Raw genomic sequence first — 21,323 nt, 5'->3', positions numbered from 1 at the left:
AAAACTGCATTACGTGAGTACAGCCGGCACTGCGATGGGGTTACTCACGTAACGTAAAAGTTCTGATTTTAAGCGTTCGATATCATGGCGAGAGCACGCATCCCAAGTTAGCGCCTCCCCCATGACTCCGTGATGTTGAAATGTATTTAAACGGATAAGCACCGATTCAGGCAAAGTACTCAAATAGCGCCCAATCGCTACGATTTCTATATCTAAATCACTTTTCCCTGGAATATGCAGTAACCGAACTTCATACAATTTTTCATGCTTTGCGAGGTACTGAAGCGTTTTGAATACACGGTGATTATCACGCCCAGTTAGCCACTGGTGCGTCTCTGTCTGCCACGATTTCAAATCGATCATCGCACCGTCCAGAAAAGGAAGCACACGCTGCCAACCTGTCACTGATAAAGAGCCATTGCTGTCGATGAAACAAGAAAGGTGCTGTAGCTCAGGATCTTGCTTCATCCCTTTAAACAGCTCAATAATGAAAGGAAGTTGTAAGGTAGATTCCCCACCGGATACTGTAACACCACTGATGAAAAAGCGATGTTTGCGTATCAAATCGAGCATTGTTACCACAGAGTAGTCAGTAATTTTTGGATTAGATTGGTTCTGACATATCTCTATACAATGATCGCAGTGGGTGCACTCCTCTTTAAGCCAAACAACGTTGTTGTTTTCGTCGAACTTCAGTGCGTCTGCCGGGCACTCACTCACACAATCACCACAGTGATTACAATGGTTTATTGTATGAGGGTTATGACAGTTCAAACACTGATAGTTACAACCCTGTAGAAAGATGACTAGACGATTTCCTGGCCCATCAACACAAGAGAAAGGAAGGATACGAGTGACTTTTGCCAAAAGGCTTCCACTTCGTCTAGACATCTTGTTCTTTCCTAAACCGACCTTTACGCCTGCGTGTAGGTCGGTGTCATTTCATGACTCACCACACGTGGTGAGCGTTCTAAAATCCCAGTATTTTTTGCCGCCTCTGCTCCCAGAAACGTCGTATTGGTTCTCGAACCTTCTTCATCATATTTTGCGATATCAGAAAGTTTGACCATGTATCCCGTAACGCGAATCAAATCATTTGAGGCCACATTCGCGGTAAACTCACGATAGCCAGCATTTAATGCCCCTTTGCACAAATTGAACATCGCTTCTGGGTTTGATTTCACCGTTTCATCAATCGTCAAAATATCGCTGATACCTGCACGATAATACTGGTGATGCTCAGCTGTTGCTTGTACATAAGTGACAGGGTCTGGCTCCGTTCCATAAGGAAGGCGCACACCTGGCGTAACGCCAAGATCTAAGCTAATACCACCTTGAGCATGTAAGAGCGCTTTGCCATCCAAACCGTATTTCACTGGGGTTGACTCCACTAGTTTCGCCAGTGTGGCTGAAACATCATGAGCAAAGGCATTCGCACGTTCATCTTTTCCGTACTGCCCCGTTTGGCCTTCTTTTTCGAACAGAAGATTCACCGCTTCTGCCATACCATAAATGCCATACATTGGTGCGAAACGGGACTCTTCAATCAACCCTTCTTGCGTCAAAAATCCTTGAAAGAAATTGGACTTTTCATGCAAGTGCGTACTTCTAGCATCCATCAACTCAACCATTAATTGATGGTATAGAGGTAAAACACTGTTTAAGAAGTCGTTACAATCCGATGCTCGTTCTGCGACTTCTTTTAGGTTCATTCGCACCAGCGTGTTTGAACCACCAGCCAGTGGCAGTGAATTGTAGCAACTTACAATACCAAAACGTGAACCGCTGTAGGCTTTAGAGTGCGCAGGGTAATTGGCAATATGAGGCTTACTACACTCGCAAATATTCTGCGTCGCTCGACGAAGTAAATCATCAGGCGTGACCGACTCGTCGTACATGAAAGTAAGATTTGGCGCAATCTGCTTGAGCTCGGCGTCCACTTTTAAAATAGTGCGACAAATAATATTGTCTGTCGGTCCGACATTCACGTGCATAAACGCATCTGGCAATGTGCGATCCAACATGATCCAAAAATGTTTTAACTTTTTGTAAATTTGATTCTCTGTCAGGTCGCCTATGTAAGGCAGTAAGACATCATCCAACTGACCTAAATACACCGGAATATTCGTTACCGATGGAACATGATGGTAAATGATGGTGAGCATATTCAGCGCATCATCGAAATCGTCAGCTGGAAGCAACTCTAGATACTCAGAGCCTTGCGATAGGAACTTAGCGTAATCAGGCAGCACATAGCGTGGTTTGAAAGGTGCATGGCCTTCAAACATATCACAGATGATTCCTTCATCCATTGCTTGTCTTAGCGATGGGGAAATCGACATGTAAGGAATACATGCTTCCGCCTCCAAGGCCAAAAAGTTCGACTTTTGTTTTGGAGAAAGACGAACATCAGTCGCAATGTCTAGAAAACGTTGTTGTAGTTCAGAAAGGCTTTTCATCTGAGATGTCCCTGAAAAAGTAACCACAAACCCACAAGATAAAACATGGATTCTACCCCTAAAGAGTAACGTGATTTTACTCCGGCTTACCTGTTGCCACTAATGAAAATAAACAAAACGTCTATTTCCATAATGGAAATAAGCTAACGCTAAATTAGGTTATTGCAACTTACGCTATTGAAATAATCCAACCATGCACCGAACACGCGCTTTCTCATCGGTTTGCCGTCGACAACATGACGCCCGCGCTAATAAATACTCCGCCAGTCAGGCGATTGAACAACTTGGCTCTTCCAGCGACAAACAGCCAGTCTGAAGCTTTTACACCTAATAATGCATAAAATGTTAGCCAACTTAGCTCAAACACCACAAATGTAGATGCAAAAATCGCGTATTGAGCCAGCAAAGTCGCAGAGGGATCAATGAACTGAGGAAACAAAGCGGTAAAAAAGACAATCGCTTTCGGGTTACTAGCGCCAACAATAAAACCACTGGTGAACGCGCTGATCCCATTCGAGGAGCTTTGGACGGCTGCCGTTTTGTCAAAATCCGTTTGAGAAGAGCGCAGCGCTTGAATGCCTAACCAGATTAAATAAGCGGCACCACACCATTTGATGATATTGAAGACCAGCTCAGATGAGGCAATCACAACCCCTAACCCGGTAAAAGAAAGCGTTAGTATAATAGTGATCGCTGATAAACTGCCTAGCGCAGTCATGAGGGCAATACGAAACCCACTACTCACACCTTTACTTAAACACAGCAATGAGCTTGGCCCAGGCGATGCAGTGAGCACCAAAATGGCCAGGGTGTAAAAAATCCATGTATCAATTTGCATTGGCATCCCTTCCCGCAAAAAGTAGAGGGTTATATCTCAATCTTTATTGAGATATTCCTAGCTCAGTTTCCATCCATGAAACTCGATTCTTTAATAACCACCTAATCCCTACATAATTTAGAAACCATTAATAGATAGTTATGCAATCAAAATACGCTCTGCATGCAAGGTTGTAAAGCATGTTTATTTTTCTTAATCATAAAAAGGCTTGGGATCGATTTCTAACGATGACGGAGCGACTGCTCTTTCTATTTTGTGTAGGCTATTTTTCAAATCAACCATCGCCACATCGATATAACGCTGATATTTGCGTGAGTAAAAACACTTCACTTCTGGCTTTAAAGCTTGAGAGTCATTTGAGGACCAAACAATACCAACACGCCCATCACTCAACTCAACAATAGAGCCCACTGGGTACATCCCAACGCAATTAATGAACTTGTAGACTAGGTCTGCATCTAAATGAAATGGCGTTAAACTCAACAAGATTTTAAACGCTTCTGCTGAGCTCATGCCTTTTTTGTAGCAGCGATCGGCCGTCAACGCATCGTAAATATCAACAATACAACTCATGCGGCCGTGAATCGGAATCTCATCGCCCTTCAAACCTCTAGGGTAGCCATTGCCATCTAACTTCTCATGATGCATCAAACAGACATCGCGACTCACATCACTAAGGCCCTTTACATGGAGAATAATCTCACCAGCGAACACTTGATGTAGCTTCATGTGTTCAAACTCTTCAGGTGTTAGCTTTGCTGGTTTATGCAAAATCTTGTCATCAACTTTAATTTTACCTACATCATGAATGATGCCACCAATAGCGAGCTGCTTTAATGTCTGCTTATCTAACCCCAAGTACTTACCAAATGACACTAAAAGGCAAGCCACATTGACGGAGTGTTCCAACAAGTAGGAGTCTTTTTTTCGGAGTGCAGAAACACATTGCAACGCATCTGAGTCGATAAAAACGCTTTCAATGACATCATCGGCCCAAGCTTCTACCTCATCAACTTCAATGATTTTGCCTTCAAAAGTTTGATTCAATAGTTTCTGCGCCAGATCTTTTGCTTCCGCAATTAGCTTTTTGGCTCGTTTATGTTGAACATCTCTCGAGCGATAAGCGCGTTGAACCTTCGAAAAGTCAGAGGACTTGGGCTCTCGCTCCTCTTCTACGGCAACAATGGATTCATCCACAGGCTTAAAGACACACTTCTGAGAAGATAATGTTTGATCTACCCAAACATACTTCACGCCGCTCGCGGTAAGCTTCTTAATGCCCTCTGGGCTAGATATCCGCCCTGCATTGGCTAAATTTACGCGCTTGTTGTGCTCTATCGCGGTAACAAACATACCAACGCCGACATCAGCGAGCGCAATTTTGATTGAATTTTTTGGATCGTACTGCATAAAAAGAAAGCTTACTCGATATTAACGGCAGTATTATAAGAGATTTGATTAATTGGCGTGATAATAAATTAGAATTGATTACTATTAATGAGCATCCTGTCAATTAATAACCCATCGCTATCACTAAGCCCTTTTTGTTAATATGGTCTTTAGCCTAGCAAATATACAGATATGACACTCAAGAGCAGAACCTCTAACCGACACGTCTTAAAATAACTTGAGGATAATTATTCATAAATATTTATAGATTGCGGACAGCATCAATAACTGTATTTTATAAATGATTTTTACTGTTGACTATTTTTTATAAATGTCGATGATTAGCCGCCTAATCTTAGTATGTTATTAACCTAGTAGCGCATAAAATGATAGCCAAACAATTTGAACTGATACTTTTGTGATTGTAATGTACGCCAACAGATCAACTCTATGTTATCAAACCCCCACACTCATCTCTGATGCTAACACGCTCGAGGAGGAAATATCTTGACCACCATATTTGACCAACAAGCCTCAGATAGTGACCGAGAGTTCCTGAAAATCGTTGAAGAACGATTCATTCATATCTTCGACGTATTTAACGAAGGCCTCTTCTACATGGATGAGTTTGGTACCATGGTATTTTACAACAAAGGCTTCTATGAACAGCTCGGTATTAACGCTGGCCGAATCAGTTTAGAGCAGTGGTTAGAACTTGTTCATCCTCTTGACCGAGAAAGGCTGTCCACAAGGGTCGATGCGCACATCACGACCAACAATACGAGGGTTACAACCACTTACCGAGTTCGTAAACCCAATGGACAATACGTCTGGATAGAAGGCGTAGCCATGACCAAAGAAACAGAACATGGCCATTACATGGTTGGCAGCCATCGCGATATTTCTGAGCGTAAGCTGATGGAAAGTTACATCCATCAAGTTGCATTTCATGACAACGCGTCAGGCATGGCTAACCGCGCCCATCTCTTGCTGGATATCGAGGACAGTGTACGTACCACCGATTCTTGCGCGTCTATTTGTTATATTCAGATCGAAGACATCAAATCTTACTTGAATCAATATGGCAGTGAACTGGTCGATGGGTTAGTAGAGAAGTTGCTACAAACTCTCAGTCACTTGCCCTCTCCAAACAGCTCGGTGTATCGCGTGCATGATGATGACTTTGCGATTTTGATTCACGATGAGTGCTCAATAGAAGCGCTACAGAGTTACGCTGAAAGTTTAAAACAAACCTACCATGAAGCGGTGATTGAAGAAGGCCAATACCTAGGTAGCAACATTAGCATTGGTTTGTATCCTTGTATTGACCCTAGTCACTCCGCAGAGGAAATTTTACGTAAAGCGGCAAGAACTTGTCAGTACGCGAGCGAACAAAATAGAGACCGCGTCGCGGTCTACAGTGAGAAGACGCAGCATGCCGTTGATCGCTACTTCTTTATTGAGCAAGGTCTTAAAAGTGCGCTAGAAAAACAGACATTAAGTGTTAAGTTCCAGCCAATTATTGACGCCAAAAGCTCAAAAGTGGTGAGCTTCGAATCACTAGTGCGCTGGCGTAGCAAAGAGTTTGGCGAAATTTATCCCGACGAGTTTATCCCTGTAGCGGAGAACAAAGGATTGATCGTCGAACTGGGATATCAAGTATTTGCCAAAGCGTGTGAATTCATTAAAAACTACCGTGAACGTTACCAAAACCAAGTTCGTGTTAACGTGAACGTTTCTGTACTTCAGTTGATGAACAGCGAATTCCCTACGCGAATTAAAGCCATGGCGGATGAAGCAGGCGTTGACCCCGAGTCTATTGTTTTGGAACTGACAGAAACGTTTATTTTGGATAATAACCAGACGGCTATTGCCCCCCTAAGCACGCTCAGGGAGTTAGGTTTTGCACTCTCGCTCGATGACTTTGGCTCTGGTTACAGTTCATTAAATAGCTTCTTCGACTTGCCGATGACACAAATCAAAATTGATAAGTCGATGGCATGGAAGACACTGACCAATCGCTCTTCTCAAGAGTATTTGAAGTTTCTTATCACTATGTGTCAGGAAAACAATATTGAAGTGGTGATAGAAGGCATCGAAGACGCAAAAATGTGTGACTTCTTTTCCGAGATGGGCGTCGATTATTTGCAAGGTTATTGGTTCTCTAAACCACTCTCTGTTGCCAGTGCCAGTCGCTATTCATTGAGCTAAACCGTTCTTCGGCGAAATAATCCCAGAATTAACGCTATTCCGCACGGCCACGTTAAGCATGCTGAACTACTCACAGTAAACTTCAGACACTAACTGGCCGTGACGAAAACAACCTTAGAGAGCCTTGATTAACGTAGGCGCTCAAAAACAACTCTCTGATCTAAGTGTTCGTGATATTGAGTGTAATCTAAGCCCATATCAAAGATATATTGAGTCACCAAGTTTCTAACGCACTCAATCAATTGGCTCGCTTGCCATGGCTTCTCAAAGTAGCGGTCAATACCTGCGGAGTTAATCGCATTAATGGTATCCGCGTGCGTCGCCTGCCCCGTCAGAAGCACTTTACGTGTGCGAACAAAACGACTGTCTTGTGATACCTCTGTCAGTAGTTCCACTCCTGTTTTACCTGGCATGACATGATCAGAAATTATTAATGCGATCATCTCGCCTTCTGCATCAAGCTCATCCATCAGTTCTAGAACCTCACCTGCGGATTCGCAGTCTTCGATATTCAACCACTGATGTAACGGCTCTAAATCTTGTAGAACCGCGCTTAATACCTCTCGTTGGTCATCAACGCAAATTACATTAAGCTTCTCCATGTTCACCCTCTACTGGTAACTTGATTCTAAAAATTGTTTTTTCACTGTCGCTCTTTACCACAATAGAGCCGTTATATCCGGCGATAATGCGTTTCACAATCGACAGCCCTAATCCTAAACCAAACGACAACCCACCCTTTTTAGTGGTGAAGTTTGGCCGGAAAATTTTTCTGCGTGTCGCTTCATCGATTTCTGGTCCGTTGTTAGCAATCGTGACCAAAATTTTCCCCTTACTCTCTCGAGTATGTATTTCGATCCCCGGATCTTCGGTTTGACCAAGTGCATCACACGCATTCTTTAAAATATTGACCCAAACTTGGACGAGTTCGGTTTGAGAGCCGACAAAGTCCGGCAAGTCCGCTGGGCTAAAACGTACGCTCACGCGTCTTAAGTCACTTTGCAATAGGGCCAGCGCTCGATTGATTGAGTCATTAATATTAAACGCTTCATCCAAGTCGATATCCGTACGCCCCAATTGTTTCACTGAACGTACAATGCCAACAGTATGTTTAGAGGCAATACGCAAATCATGAAGGTCTCGCCCCATTTGCCAGAAACGTATCGCTTCTTCGGGTCTTTTTAACCAATGCTCCGACAGGAAATTATTTGGAACGGCACGAGCGAGATCACGCGCGAGATCCTTGGGTAAGCCGTAATATTTTTCGAAGTGACGCCCCCGCTTTCTCGCTTCGCTGGAAGAGACTTTCTGTCCTTGCATCAAACCAAAATCAAAAAACTGACTCGCTTCCGGATGAACTTCTTCAAGCAATTCCATGATGACCGACTCGAGTCGCTCAGATTTACTGCTTACCACACCAATAGCATTGTTCAACTCATGAGCAATACCCGCGGCAAGCTGTCCTAACGTTGTCATTTGCTCTGCGGTATGCAGCTTTTGTAACGCTTTTTCTTTAGCCAAGGCCTCTTGCATTGCACGCCGTTGACGCCGAGATAACTCGTTCACCATCACAGGCATAAATTGTGTCGTCAATGGTCCGTATGTCGCCTCTTCCACCGCGGGCGTATCACGCTGTATCCAAGCCAGTTCAACGTCGGTTTGAGCAATAACTGTCGAAGAGGCCGTCCATGTACCAGAAAAGAAACTATGTACGCCAATAAACGCACCTTGAGACGCAGAAAATACCTGAATTGGCTTCTTGTCATCTTCCGCATAATAGCCAGCCAACTCTCCTGACAGCACGTAGTACAACCGATCGTTGTAGCCAGCTTGCTCAATAAGCACCGATCCGGATAGGACCGTTAATCGGCGTTCAAGATGGTTAAAATAGCGTTGTACTAACGCATCTAGTTTCGTTTCGTACATGGGTTACCCAATATGCCCAACGGTATGTAAAATCCAAACCATAACAAAACTAAGTAATACACCAATCACGCCCAGCACTGCACCGATACGAGCCATTTGGCTGCTTTCGACATGCCCAGTAGCATGAGCTAACGCGTTTGGTGGCGTACTGATTGGTAACGACATACCGAGTGACGCGGCAAATGTCACGACTAAGATCAGCGTCACTTCTCCACCCAATGGCGTTAACGAAGTCATAGAAGTACCCAGCGCAGCCATAATCGGCATAAGCAAGTTTGCAGTGGCCGTATGCGACATAAAGTTTGCCATTAGCAAGCACATGAAAGCCGCACCAAACAAGACCACATATGGCGAGAACTGATCAAACGGAATACTGTGTACCACCAGCTTCGCAAGCCCTGTTTTATCCAGAGCAAGACCCAGAGCGATACCACCTGACACCAACCAAAGCACGTCCCAAGAAATTTTCTTCAAATCTTCCTTGTTGATAATGCCCGTCAATGAGAATACCGCGACCGGAATTAATGCCACTGTGTAAGAGTTCATCCCATGTGCAGAACCCATCAACCAAAGAATAATCGTACCTGCGAAGGTGACATAGACAATCATCGCTTTTGGTGTTTTCAAAAACTTGCTCTTAATGTTCAGATCGATGGTGGTTTGCTCGGCTTTATACAAAAAGCCAATCAGAAACCACGCTAGCGCCATCATCACAATGACGAATGGCACGCCAAAGACCATCCATTCACCAAACGTAATTAAGTTGTCACCAACCAAATATTTCAGCGCGATAGCATTCGGGGGCGTGCCGATTGGTGTACCAATACCACCAATGTTGGCAGCAACAGGAATACACAAGGCAAATGCAATTCGACCGGGATCTTTAGGTCCAAATACCGCAATCACAGGGGTTAGAATCGACAACATCATCGCTGTTGTTGCGGTGTTTGACATAAACATGGAAAAGACAGCGGTGATCAACATCAAACCCAACATAACGAACTTTGGGTTTTGCCCAAATGGTTTTAGCAACACGCGTGCTAAGTTGACATCCAGCCTGTACTTTGTCGCCGCCATAGCTAAGAAGAACCCGCCGAGGAATAGCATAATAATCGGGCTAGCGAAAGTCGCCATTATCTCGTTATATTGCAACAGATCACCAAAATGTGGCTGCCCTTCTTGCAAACGAAAAAGTACGATGCTTTTATTCGAAACAAGCAATAGTTCGAGCACAATGATAACGACCGAAGTGGCGTAGATTGGAATGGGTTCAAACACCCAACAGAGTGCAGCAAGCAAGAAGATTGCGATCACTCTCTGCTGGACGATAGTAATGCCATCAAATGGGAATGCAGAGAGGGGCATTAACCAAATAAGCAATGGTATCAATGTTGGAATAATGTATTTGAGATAAGGGCGCATAGTACTACTTCTCTTCCTGAGATGGTTAGCCAGACACGATTGGCGTTTGGAACGCCATTACCCACCGCAATACCGAAGCTGTTAGGCTCTGACTAAGCCTTCAGAGACGAAAAATGCAGTAATGGCTTGTTCCAGAGAAGATTATGCACACTGTTTTCAAACAAAACTTTGGTGCGAGATCAATGAACTTGTTTTCACATTGGAAAACATTTTATATCTGTGTTCAAGCTCACTAAATGCTCACGATATCAATGAAATATACTTTTCCATCATAAAGTTAGTTAAGGTTTCTCCCCTAACTTCAGCAAGTTGCTGAACCTTAACTGTGAACCCCATTTTCTCGTAGAAAGGTCGGGCAGTGATACTCACTTCAGAGTACAGTCGCTCTATCCCCTTTACTTTCGCCTGTGAAAATAGAAAAGACATCAAATCACGACCAATACCTTGGCCTTGATATTCATGGTGACAAAAGAAATGGTCAATCAAGCCGTCACTTTGCAAATCACAATAGCCAACGACCTGCCCTTCTATTTCCGCAATATAGGGTTGAATAGCATCCATTGTGCGTTGCCATGAGTTGAGATCAAAATCTGATGGGGCCCAAGCTGAAACTTGTGATTCGGTATAATCGCGACGATTAATGACTCGTACAGTGTGGTAAAAAAGTGTCCACAATATTGGAGCATCCTCTGTGCGATAGCGGCGTATTGAGAGCATCGGTTTAATCATTCCTATTCGATAAATACCAAGTATTAACGCAAAGTAATACTGGTGAATTCATCATTTTCAATACCAACTACTAAAGGCTTTTCAAGCTGATCGCTGCTCATCAATACGGTGGTATTTAGCTCTCGACTTGATCTGCGTATTTTGCTTTTTCTGATGATATGTATATTAACAATGTAATCGGAATATTCCTTCGTGACTCCTCCAGAAAACTCCACATGTTCACTTTCATTATCTTGAACCACATGAAATTTTCGATTTGCTTGAATATCAGCGCTGAGTGAAGAGTCACCATAGTTCAGTACAACGGCCGTTGGTTCACTATCTTGATTGGCAAAACAGCCAAATGCGAACGTGCATAATGCAAGTATACTTTTTGATTTAAACATTGGTTATTCAATTTCTAGTTATTTTTCTGCCATTTGCATTACCAAACAGCACTCTCAATAATCGCCCATTGTGCCACAGATGTACGCAAGTCTCTAAATACAGTAAAAGGATGTACGATGAAATTTCGCTAAAAATGGGGAAATCACAATGCAGCTGAGGATAAAACAGCCTATTTAACCGCCCCCAATAACACCCAAGCAATTGTTTTTATTGAATTTAAAAGTAATAAATAGTGTAAGCAATATACGTACAAGCTCTTACTTTTTCATACGCAACTAAGCAAGTTAATAGAGAGAGACAATATTTTCTATGCCACATGTTACAAATCTGCTTACCTCATTATTACGTATGATCCGATATTGTAGTGCTAGCCTTCCCTTCTTTTTAACGAAGGGAAGATTTAACAATAAGGCTTGCACCTATTTTATAGCTAAGATCAATAAAGCATTTCCAACATCGGTTGGTCTAGGAGCGATCAATGAAAAACTCTCTCAGTTTTACTCATCTATTAAAAGTTGGCTTGATATCAATCGCAGCTTTGATGGGTGGATGCACTCAAGGAGATTGGCGTACCGCAAGCAGAGAACCTGCCGGTATCGCGCCTGACCCTTCCAATGTGAAACATGCCGTAATTGAGTTTTATGCCGCAGATGCATTTGGTTGGCGAGGCTGGTTTGCGGTGCACACTTGGTTTGCGATAAAGCCTGAAAATGCGAACGAATATACCGTGTATGAAGTGGTCGGGTGGCGCGTGAATCGTGGACAACCCGCTCTGTATCAATACCAAACGGGCACACCAGATCGCTACTGGTATGGTGCGAAGCCAGAAAAAATACTCTCAATACAAGGTGAAAAAGCCGATAAACTTATCCCAAAAATACAAAGCGTTATCAACCAATACCCTTGGGCTGAAGAATACACGTTGTTTCCAGGACCAAATAGCAATACATTCCCGGCTTGGGTAGGCAAGCAAATTCCGGAGTTAGAACTCGACTTGCCATTTAGAGCAATTGGTAGCGGCTACGCCAACGAGTAAAACAAAAACTTGGTAACTGGCGCGTTTTACGTTCAGCGCATAGCACTATACCTATTGTGCGTCTTCACCCAACTCGGTTCTGTTTCTTCCGTTGCGCTTTGCTTTATACAGAGCGTTGTCAGCGTCTTTCATTACCGCTTCAATTGGCATATCGTTGCCTTTCCAGTGAGAAACTCCAAGTGATACCGTTACCTTACCAACGACCAGGAAATCGTGTTTTTCTACGTTATGCCTAATCCGCTCTGCGACATCAACCGCGTGATGAACATCCGTCGCTTCAAGGAACATCATGAACTCTTCCCCACCGGAACGGCAAAGATGATCATTCGCTCGGGCTTGCTCTTTCATCAACTGAGCGAATTCTTTGAGTAGATTGTCACCCACATCATGACCATAGTTATCATTGACGCTCTTAAAATGATCAATATCCAAAGCTAAAATAGAAAAAGCGGTGTTTTCTTGCTTAAACAAGCCTAGAACTTTGTCTAAGCCGCGTCGATTTAACAACCCAGTCATCGCGTCTGTTAGCGTATCCAGTTGCAGCTTATCAATGGTTTTTGAAACGATACCAAACGCTTTGAGGAAACTGAGCTTCAAATGTGAAGCCTCAAAATACCAAGACTTAACCAGCTTCAAATCATCGATGGATGAAGAGTGTTCTTCCACTCCTCGAACAGCGCCAGCCAGTTGCCATAATGGTCTTGAAATAAGTAGAGAGAAGAACCAGATCAACAGCAGAGTTAATAAACCAATTGGAATCGATTTGAAAAATACACTCCACATCTGCTCATCTAGCACCATTAACGTCATTGATTTCGGGCGCTGAGCGACAATTCCCCACCCTGATGATTCAACTGGTGCATACCCTGCTAGCATTTCAACACCGCGAGAGTTCACAATTTCTTTGTTACCACGCTGACCCATTGTCACGGCGTTAATTGCCATATTATCGTTGATCACTTCACCAACCCGCGATTTATCTGGGTGGTAGATCAGCGTATTGCTTTCGTCCACAACGTAAAGGAAAGAGCCATCTTTGTAAGCATGCTGGCTAAGTAATTCCGCAAGAATATTGTCCTTCTCTAAATAGATAGTACCGCCGATATAGCCTAAATATTCATTGGACTGAGAAAATATAGGGTATGAGATCGTTAACAGATAATTTCCTGCGGGTGAGATGAATGGCTCAGTGACAACGGGCGCTTGAGCATTTAAAGATTGACGTTTTCTTTCACCAACGAGCTTTACACCTTTAACCTGAAGTGTCTCTGGTGATACAGAAATAATGACGCCTTTCGCATTAACGACAACCACAGAGTTGAATGATTTGGTTTGCTTTCTCAACCTCTCCGCCTCTTCGTCAAGAAACTGAGCATCGTGCATCTTATCTTTTAGCAAGTTCGCACTGTATTTTAGCTGCGACATTGAGCTTTCTATGAAAGAGTCCGTCATTTCTGACATTTTTTGCGCATAAACGCGGTTGGACTCTAACGTGTTATTGATGATGAGATCTCGTTGCACTCGATAGATCGAATAAAACGCATTGATCAAAGTGACAAGCACACTGAAAACACACAGGATTACAATAAGGTTTCTAAGATTAAGTTTTTCTTTTCTTCTAAAGGACATTTGCCAACTGCCAGCTTCGATGGCTTTTTGTATGAATGAGCGTATAGGTTATATGAAATCGATTTAATTTTCAGGTAGGAAGTTGGGAGCAATATTAAATATTTTCTCACATAATAGGACGCAAAATGAGCTAATAAGAGAATTCAGTGACACAAAATAAATGCCGTGCCACTGTAATATCGCACAACTTTAAGCAAGCTCTGTGCTGGTCATTACCATTGCCTTTAATACATCGACAACAAGCTGATGATCATCTAACTGCGGTAAACCCGATACCGTCACAACCCCAACTAAACCAGAACCCAAGATTCGAATTGGGAACGCGCCGCCATGAGCACAATACTCACGCGCATCGAGATGTGGCTGATTTTCAAAATCACGCTGCTTTTGCTTATTGTACAGCGAGAGGTAGTAAGAGCTGTGACCATATCTCAATACTGAATTTCGCTTTCTACGAACCCAATCCAAATGGTCAGTGCACGTTCCTGTCATCGCGTATTGAAATAGCGTTTGTCCAAAACCGTAGACCTCAATAGCCACAGCCGCGTCACAGGCTTCCGCCGCTTCTTTTAAAGCTAAACCAATAGACCACGCAACTTGATGGTTAAACTCTTTCAATTGAAGCTCATGCTCTTGTTGAGCGACGAGCTCAAGCGTTAAGCTCATGATTTCACCTGAATCGTTTTACCCGTTTTACTGCTTTCCAATGCCATCTCAATCAGAGCGATATTCTGTACTGCTTGAACGGCAGGAACCGGGTTATCAGCACCCAGGCGAATTGCGTCCGCCACACCAACAAAATAAGCTTGATACGCACCTCTCTCCGTTTTGATAGTTTGCGCACCGTCTTCGTCGTAGCGGACACCGTATAACGCCTCGTCCTCTTCCGACCAAGCATCGTTCTCCGGTAATCGGCCTTCTTTTAAGTAACCTTCTTGAGGATCTAATCCGAACTTTTCATATTTAGCCTCAGTACCCAATACTTTATAACGCAGGTTTGGTTCTGGGCTGTATAAGTTTGAATGTAAATGCACAATATGGTCTGGGTAATGAAGCACTAAGTTGTAGTAATCAATCGTCGTCGCGCCCGGACGCATCATTCGACACTGTGCGTCTATCGCATCTGGCAAACCAAATAACACCAAGGCCTGATCGAGAAGATGGGGAGCAAGATCGAATAAAATACCACCGCCATCTTGAGCCTGCTCTCGCCAGCGTTGACGAACTTCAGGACGGTAGCGATCAAAGTGCGACTCAAACAGCCTCACATCACCTAACTTACCTTGTTCGATAAGCGATTTAACGGTGAGAAAATCACCATCCCAACGCCTATTATGAAAAACGCTCAGAACCAATCCTTTTTCTTCTGCTAAGGCGATCAACTCATTCCCATCTTCTATGCGCGTTACAAACGGTTTTTCGACAATGACATGTTTGCCATTGCTCAACGCGCGCTTTGCAAGCTCGTAGTGCACATCATTTGGCGCAGTGATGATCACAAGCTCAGCGTCACTGTCATCAAGTAAAGTATTAGCATCAGCAAACCACTGAGCATCTGGCCAATCATTTTGGACCGTTTCCTGTTGACGAGAACTTATTGCGCTCAACGTCAAGTTTGGCAGTGCTTTAATGAAGGGTAAGTGGAAAGTTTTTGCTGAATATCCGTAACCAATCACGGCGGTCTTTACGGGATCGTAAGCCATACTAAGATTCCTTATTTCGGTGAAACAACAATACATTCAATATCATTGTGGTCGAGAAGTTGTTGAAAATCTGATTGAGGAGCATGATCGGTAATAACGATGTCGATCTTTGACAAATCACATACATGGTGAAAATTGTCGCTTCCAATTTTGCGGGATTCACAAACGACAATGACTTGTTGAGCTTGCTCTATCATGGTTTGTTTCATGGTTGCTTCTAGCTCATTATTTGTCGTCAACCCTCGGGATGACAACGCGCACACACCAATAAACGCCTTATTCACATGATATTGCTTCATTTGCTGTTCTGCTGGTGCACCCAAGATCGCTCTGGCGTAGGGGTCAAAGTGTCCACCTAAGAAATGGACGTCCATTGATTCACTTTTTTCAGCAGCGATTAGTACGTCAATACTGTTGGTGACCACGTTGAGCCTATCTTCTTCACAGCGTGCTTTTTCTACGTAAAGTGGGAGCAGAGATAAGATAGTACTGGTATCAATAACAAGGTGGTCACGCTCATCCACAAGCTTAGCGGACGCTTGAGCAAGGCGATGTTTAGTGTCGCTAATTGCTCGACTGGAGTACGCCTCTGTAGAGGAAGATATCGGGGCAAGCATGACGCCACCTCGGATTCTTTGTAATCCCGGTAGTTGGCTCAACTTAACTAAGTCTCGACGCGCTGAATCTCGCGAGATGCCAAAATACTCGCAAACTTCCGATAACGTTATTTTGTTTTGTAGCTCTAGCTTGGCTCTGAGCTCTATCAATCGCTCTTCTTGCGTCATTACTTAAATTCACTTAAGTGGTTTTAAGCAATAATGCCACACAGCAATCAAATAACCAATACGGACGCACGCAATATTTGCTTATGCTGATACCAAACAGAATTGTTAAGTTGAGGAGATGAAGAACGTTTTGCTCATCACCCCCCTATCAAAAAATTTTTGGTGTAATGTTTACGTTGGCTGGGTCGCTACTTTTTCATCGCTTCTTTAAAAACTTGATTCCAATCTTGTTTCATATCGACAAACAACCAACCTTGCTCTTCACCCACTTTAAATGATTTGTCTAATTTCCCCACGTGAGAGTCTTTATCATACGCCCATTCACGCTTGTCATCCGTGTGATGGATAACCGCTGAAAATCGTGGACCAGACCCCGCTTTAGTCCACTCTAACATTTGTAAGTCACCGTCAGAATTACCAAATGCCATCACCGGGCGCTTACCAATGAAGTTCTGGATCGTGACAGGCTTCACCGCTTTATCATTCACAAAATCAATTTCTGGCAAGCGTTGAATCGTTGGCTTTCCATCAACGACCTGATACTCCGCTTTTAATGTCGTCCCAACGATATTTTGCGTTGGGATCCCGTATACTTCTGGTGCCCAAACACGCATGAAATCAATGCCACCTCCAGAAATTATATAGGTCTGGTAGTCATTTGCTCTCAAATAGTCGAGTAACTCAAGCATCGGTTGATAAACCATTTCAGTGTATGGCTTTCCCGTCGTAGGATGCACGGCCGTTTTCATCCACTCCTTCACTTCTTGATGGAACTGATCAGTCGACATTCCGGAGTGAGTCGCCATAACAAGCTTCATCACACCTTCAAGGCCTTGCTTACCAACCCCCTCCAAGTCACCTTTTATTGCCGAAGCAAAAGGTTCTGTTGTTTTCCAATCAGGATGCTCAGAGGCCATCTCTTTCACTTTATCGATCGCAAAAAACAGCTGTAGATAAACGGGTTTTTCTGCCCACAGCGTCCCGTCATTATCAAACGTAGCGATCCTTTGGCTTTCAGGAATATAAGCGTCCGAGCCTTGAGTCGTCGTTTTAGTAACAAACGCCATAATAGCTTGCTTCGCACCGGTGTTGTTCCATGACGGCAGAGGATCTTGCCCATCAGCAGCAATGCTATAGCTAGACAGAGCAAAACTTGTCGCAAGGACAATCACCTTTAACTTTATAGCCATTTTAATTCCTTATATTGAGGTACGGGATGCAAATCCAAATGAAAGTATAGTTCACGATTAACAAGCGCAATTCAGAGCAACATATGCAACGACACCCGAAAGTGACCTTGTAACTAGAAACACGCTTTAATTAAAGAAGCTTACTGATAAAGTGTTGAGTTAGCTGGCGTCAACCTGCTCTGAAGTACTTTGACGTCCCTTTTTCTGATTAAGCTCATCAATCACGTAATCCGGAGCCACTTTCTTAAGTTCCGCTAAACACTGTTCAGACTTGGGGTTGTCGTAACGAATGTAGATATCACACACTGCATAAAGCTGCTCCGGCGCGCCAGAGATCAAATAAGCTTTTTCAAAAGCGTCCACAGATTTTTTAAGATCTAACTCTTCTTGCAGAACACCATTTAAGTACCAAAAATAACTGTTGTTCTTCGCCATATTAGCGGCCTTTTCAATTTCGTTAGCGGCATCATGCTTCTCACTAAGTCTTACTAGCGCCAACGACTTCGAGTAATGCAAAGCAGCGTTATCAGGAAAAAGTGTGATTGCTTCATCAAGTACTTGGATAGCTTGTCGATCTTTTTGTTGCGCTCGAAAATTGTCCGCATAGCTTAACCAGACTTGCGGGTTACTTGGCATCAGCTTGGTTAGCTCTGGATAAATCAATGCCGCTTTGTCCCACTCTCGATGCCAACGATATACATCGGCAAGGAGTAATCTAGAAACGTTGTCAGCTTTCTGCGACAAGTAGGATGTTAAATCAGTCACCGCGCCTTCGAGTGACTGTTGCTGCTCCGAACTTAAACTGGCGTAATCTCGAACCAAGTTTATCGCTGCGGTAATTCGAACCATTGCATCGTCATCACTTAGCAACGGGGAAACCAGACGCCAGCGATGCTCTATCATATAGGGTTGAGCTCCTACAATTGCCGCTTCACGAATTCCAGCATCTGCATCTTTCAAACCACGAGCGACGGCAACCAAAGCGTTTTGGCTGGGGTAGTTGGCCAGTTCACGTAAAGCATCAATACGCTTTTCTGAAGACAACTTTTTGTTTTGTGCATCATAAGACAACTTTTCGACTTGCTGTGCTGGCGTCATAGGTTCTTCTTGAGATGCTATCTCAACGGGTGAAACTCTATCTGAATTGAGCGGAGGTTTATCTTGAGCCCAAGCGCATTGGCTTAACGCTACACTCAGCGTGAAAGTTAAAAGTGACTTCGTAAAACGCGTTATCTTTTGCATTGATGAGACCTTACTTTTATAAAACTGGACCAGTTGAATCTTAGAACTTAGTGTCAAAAACAGGTCGATTAGACGCTTTCAGGTGCAAAACCTTATCGCTGTATTTACCGTGTACCACAGGGTTGCCCATCGCTCGTAAAATGTACGCCATTGATTTGTCGACATGCGCAAAAAACTTCTTCCAACCTGCACATAGATAGTTAAGGCCAGGCTCACCTTCTCTGGTGCGAATAAAGCGGTTTTTAGGGCATTCTCCAAAACATGCAAACTGATAATCGCAATGAACACACTGCTGAGGCAGTGTACGACTTTTAGCAAACCCGAATTTCTGCTGGTCAGGGCTATAAGCGAGAGTATCGAGTTTTTCGTGGTGAATATTTCCGATCTTGTATTCCGGGTAAACATAGTGGTCACACGCAAAGACATCACCGTTTGGTTCCATTGCTAAACCTTTGCCACAGATTTCACCTAGCGTGCATAGTGGGTTTCTTCTTCCCATCCATGTTTCCAAACTCGCTTCAAAATACTGTACAAAAACGTTACCAATATCATGCACGACCCACTCATTGAATATCGCGATAAGGAAGTTACCCCATGCTTCATCCGCCACACAAAATGGCTCGACAACTGAATCCTTGTGGCCGGGAATCAGACGTTTATCACCTTGCATTAATTGCTCATTGGGCTTCCAAGTTTGGGGCGCTGTTGCTCTGAAAGTTTTCTGCTCAACAATCGGAATAAACTGCATTTGAGGGGAACGTACTTCATCTCGTAAGAAGCGATACACTTCCAATGGGTTACGGCTGGTCAAGTTGTTCACACACGTGAGCGTTGCGAACTTCACTTCATGCTTATGTAATAGCTCAACGGCGTTCATCACTTGTTTAAATGTGCCTCTTCCCGCTCGATTTGTTCGGTAAGCGTTGTGCATCATCTCAGGACCATCGATGCTTAAACCGACAAGAAAGTGGTTCGCTTTTAGAAACTCGCACCACTCATCATTAAGAAGCGTGCCATTAGTCTGAAGATCGTTAGAGAGCGTAATACCATGAGGGCGGTATTTATCTTGTAATTCAACAATTCTTTTGAAGTAATCCAACCCCAGCATGGTTGGCTCTCCACCTTGCCAAGAGAAGATAATTTCAGGTGTGTTCTGCCCTTCGATGTATTGGCGGATATAGCTCTCTAAGGTTTCGTCATCCATTATTGGCGAGCACCCTTGCTTATATTCCAACAAATCTTGTTTGCTTAAGTAATAACAATAAGTGCAATCGATGTTGCAAGCAGCACCAATGGGCTTTGCCATCACATGTAAACGCTTAGATGCTTTTCCGTTGAACTGAGGCCCTTGAGTTATGTGCATTCATCACCTTCTTAGTTGCTAACCTGTCCCCAATGATGTCAAACCTAATCATCGAGTTAATCGCCTAGGGTGATGATAATGTTCAATTATTCTCGGCGCTTGTTATAGTGTGTATAACCGTTTGTTATGGTTTTGCTTGCTAGACTTTCTGACCAAAGTCGTTGACGGAGTCGCCGAATGAAACATCCCAAAAGTAAGATTATTTCCCTTGTCTCAGCTATATCGGTCACGCTGATAATTAATGGGTGTGCAACAACCCCACCACACTCTCTCGCTCAGAAAATCGATCGAGATATGGTTCTTGTCGAAGGTGGGCAGTTTACGATGGGCGCAGATAATCCATCAGCCAAAAAGTCAGAACGCCCAGCTCGCACTGTTAACGTTGATGGATTCTATTTGTCAAAATTTGAGGTAACTCAATCGCTCTTTGAAGCTGTCACTGGCTCCTCTCTGAGCTACTTTCGAGATCCAAATACACCCGTCAATAATATTAGTTGGCAACAAGCCAATTATTTCATTAAGAAATTGAATGAAAAAACGGGAGAGCATTACCGTCTACCAACAGAAGCTGAATGGGAGTTTGCCGCTAAAGGCGGAATTTTAACTAAAGGCTTCACTTTTTCTGGATCAAACAATATTGACGATGTGGCTTGGTATGCGAATAACTCGCACAATAAGGCTCATAAGGTAGGTCAAAAGCAACCAAACGAGCTCGGGTTGTACGATATGACAGGTAACGTAGGCGAGTTTGTGATTGATGCTTTTGACGAAGGTTATTACAAAACAGCGCCCAGTGATAATCCGGTAAACGCAAAAGAGGAAAAAGAAAGCCTTGCACACAAGTCTGTACGTGGCGGCAGCTTTGCTTATGACGCAGACGAATCTGAAAACTATCGCCGCGATTTTGCCAGCCAATCCGTCATTATGTCTGACATGGGCCTTAGACTAGCGAAAGACGTAGACTAAACTAAGTAGAGAAAGTGGCGCGATAAAGGCTCCACTTTTTACTATTGG

Annotated in this window: 19 protein-coding genes; 3 read left to right on the top strand and 16 right to left on the bottom strand. The window is 43.5% G+C overall.

Annotation, left to right across the window (positions count from 1 at the left end):
• Window positions 1-9: 9 nt before the first annotated feature.
• The 4 genes from OO778_RS08240 to OO778_RS08225 form a co-directional block, all read right to left on the bottom strand.
• On the bottom strand, window positions 10-891 hold the full coding sequence (locus OO778_RS08240) for a YjjW family glycine radical enzyme activase (protein ID WP_264911301.1): 882 nt from the start codon (window positions 889-891) through the stop codon (window positions 10-12).
• Window positions 892-914: 23 nt separating this feature from the next.
• The gene (locus OO778_RS08235) at window positions 915-2,459 is read right to left on the bottom strand and encodes a YjjI family glycine radical enzyme (protein ID WP_264911299.1); all 1,545 of its coding nucleotides are present in this window, start codon (window positions 2,457-2,459) and stop codon (window positions 915-917) included.
• Window positions 2,460-2,673: 214 nt separating this feature from the next.
• The gene (locus OO778_RS08230) at window positions 2,674-3,297 is read right to left on the bottom strand and encodes a LysE family translocator (RefSeq protein ID WP_012841868.1); all 624 of its coding nucleotides are present in this window, start codon (window positions 3,295-3,297) and stop codon (window positions 2,674-2,676) included.
• A 192-nt stretch (window positions 3,298-3,489) separates the two neighbouring features.
• Window positions 3,490-4,707 carry an HD-GYP domain-containing protein gene (locus OO778_RS08225; protein ID WP_005394162.1) on the bottom strand — a complete coding sequence of 406 codons (1,218 nt, stop codon included), beginning with the start codon at window positions 4,705-4,707 and terminating at the stop codon, window positions 3,490-3,492.
• 486 nt (window positions 4,708-5,193) lie between these two features.
• Here OO778_RS08225 and OO778_RS08220 point away from each other — a divergent pair, with 486 nt between their 5' ends.
• Complete coding sequence (locus tag OO778_RS08220; protein WP_006741581.1) at window positions 5,194-6,897, top strand: EAL domain-containing protein; 1,704 nt, start codon at window positions 5,194-5,196, stop codon at window positions 6,895-6,897.
• 128 nt (window positions 6,898-7,025) lie between these two features.
• On the opposite strand, the gene OO778_RS08215 is transcribed toward OO778_RS08220, so the two are convergent.
• From OO778_RS08215 to OO778_RS08195, 5 genes are all read right to left on the bottom strand, one after another.
• The gene (locus OO778_RS08215) at window positions 7,026-7,499 is read right to left on the bottom strand and encodes a response regulator (protein ID WP_053807363.1); all 474 of its coding nucleotides are present in this window, start codon (window positions 7,497-7,499) and stop codon (window positions 7,026-7,028) included.
• The gene (locus OO778_RS08210; protein ID WP_053807362.1) at window positions 7,486-8,823 is read right to left on the bottom strand and encodes an ATP-binding protein; all 1,338 of its coding nucleotides are present in this window, start codon (window positions 8,821-8,823) and stop codon (window positions 7,486-7,488) included. Before OO778_RS08210 ends, OO778_RS08215 begins: the two co-directional genes overlap by 14 nt.
• Before the next feature lie 3 nt (window positions 8,824-8,826).
• Complete coding sequence (locus OO778_RS08205; RefSeq protein ID WP_053807361.1) at window positions 8,827-10,245, bottom strand: SLC13 family permease; 1,419 nt, start codon at window positions 10,243-10,245, stop codon at window positions 8,827-8,829.
• 240 nt (window positions 10,246-10,485) lie between these two features.
• Window positions 10,486-10,962: a GNAT family N-acetyltransferase gene (locus OO778_RS08200; protein WP_053807360.1), complete on the bottom strand. Its 477-nt coding sequence runs from the start codon at window positions 10,960-10,962 to the stop codon at window positions 10,486-10,488.
• A 35-nt stretch (window positions 10,963-10,997) separates the two neighbouring features.
• Complete coding sequence (locus OO778_RS08195; protein ID WP_053807359.1) at window positions 10,998-11,360, bottom strand: hypothetical protein; 363 nt, start codon at window positions 11,358-11,360, stop codon at window positions 10,998-11,000.
• Window positions 11,361-11,839: 479 nt separating this feature from the next.
• Between OO778_RS08195 and OO778_RS08190 the strand changes: the two genes are divergently transcribed.
• Window positions 11,840-12,397 (top strand): DUF3750 domain-containing protein, encoded by a 558-nt coding sequence (locus OO778_RS08190; protein WP_012841873.1) that lies wholly within the window; start codon window positions 11,840-11,842, stop codon window positions 12,395-12,397.
• Between the two features lie 51 nt (window positions 12,398-12,448).
• Here the strand turns inward: OO778_RS08190 and OO778_RS08185 are convergent, their stop codons facing one another.
• From OO778_RS08185 to OO778_RS08155, 7 genes are all read right to left on the bottom strand, one after another.
• Entirely contained in the window at window positions 12,449-14,026 is a 1,578-nt protein-coding gene (locus tag OO778_RS08185; protein WP_047008725.1) for a sensor domain-containing diguanylate cyclase, read from the bottom strand.
• Window positions 14,027-14,215: 189 nt separating this feature from the next.
• Window positions 14,216-14,692 carry a heme-degrading domain-containing protein gene (locus OO778_RS08180; protein ID WP_074191409.1) on the bottom strand — a complete coding sequence of 159 codons (477 nt, stop codon included), beginning with the start codon at window positions 14,690-14,692 and terminating at the stop codon, window positions 14,216-14,218.
• Window positions 14,689-15,729, bottom strand: coding sequence for an oxidoreductase (locus OO778_RS08175; protein ID WP_264911292.1), 1,041 nt, complete (start codon window positions 15,727-15,729; stop codon window positions 14,689-14,691). The genes OO778_RS08180 and OO778_RS08175 overlap by 4 nt, the downstream gene beginning before the upstream one ends.
• 11 nt (window positions 15,730-15,740) lie before the next feature.
• Window positions 15,741-16,514: a DeoR/GlpR family DNA-binding transcription regulator gene (locus OO778_RS08170; protein ID WP_264911290.1), complete on the bottom strand. Its 774-nt coding sequence runs from the start codon at window positions 16,512-16,514 to the stop codon at window positions 15,741-15,743.
• 188 nt (window positions 16,515-16,702) lie between these two features.
• Window positions 16,703-17,704, bottom strand: a complete 1,002-nt coding sequence (locus OO778_RS08165; protein WP_264911288.1) for an HAD family hydrolase — start codon at window positions 17,702-17,704, stop codon at window positions 16,703-16,705.
• A 159-nt stretch (window positions 17,705-17,863) separates the two neighbouring features.
• Window positions 17,864-18,946, bottom strand: coding sequence for a hypothetical protein (locus OO778_RS08160; protein ID WP_264911287.1), 1,083 nt, complete (start codon window positions 18,944-18,946; stop codon window positions 17,864-17,866).
• A gap of 40 nt (window positions 18,947-18,986) precedes the next feature.
• Complete coding sequence (locus OO778_RS08155; protein ID WP_074191405.1) at window positions 18,987-20,309, bottom strand: anaerobic sulfatase maturase; 1,323 nt, start codon at window positions 20,307-20,309, stop codon at window positions 18,987-18,989.
• 177 nt (window positions 20,310-20,486) lie between these two features.
• On the opposite strand from OO778_RS08155, the gene OO778_RS08150 reads away from it, so the two are divergent.
• Complete coding sequence (locus OO778_RS08150; RefSeq protein WP_074191404.1) at window positions 20,487-21,275, top strand: SUMF1/EgtB/PvdO family nonheme iron enzyme; 789 nt, start codon at window positions 20,487-20,489, stop codon at window positions 21,273-21,275.
• Window positions 21,276-21,323: the final 48 nt, after the last annotated feature.

This window comes from Vibrio sp. STUT-A16 (assembly GCF_026000495.1).
GTDB lineage: Bacteria > Pseudomonadota > Gammaproteobacteria > Enterobacterales > Vibrionaceae > Vibrio > Vibrio diabolicus.
The sequence above is the reverse complement of the archived record's forward strand: the minus strand, read 5'-3'. Positions and strand labels throughout refer to the sequence as shown.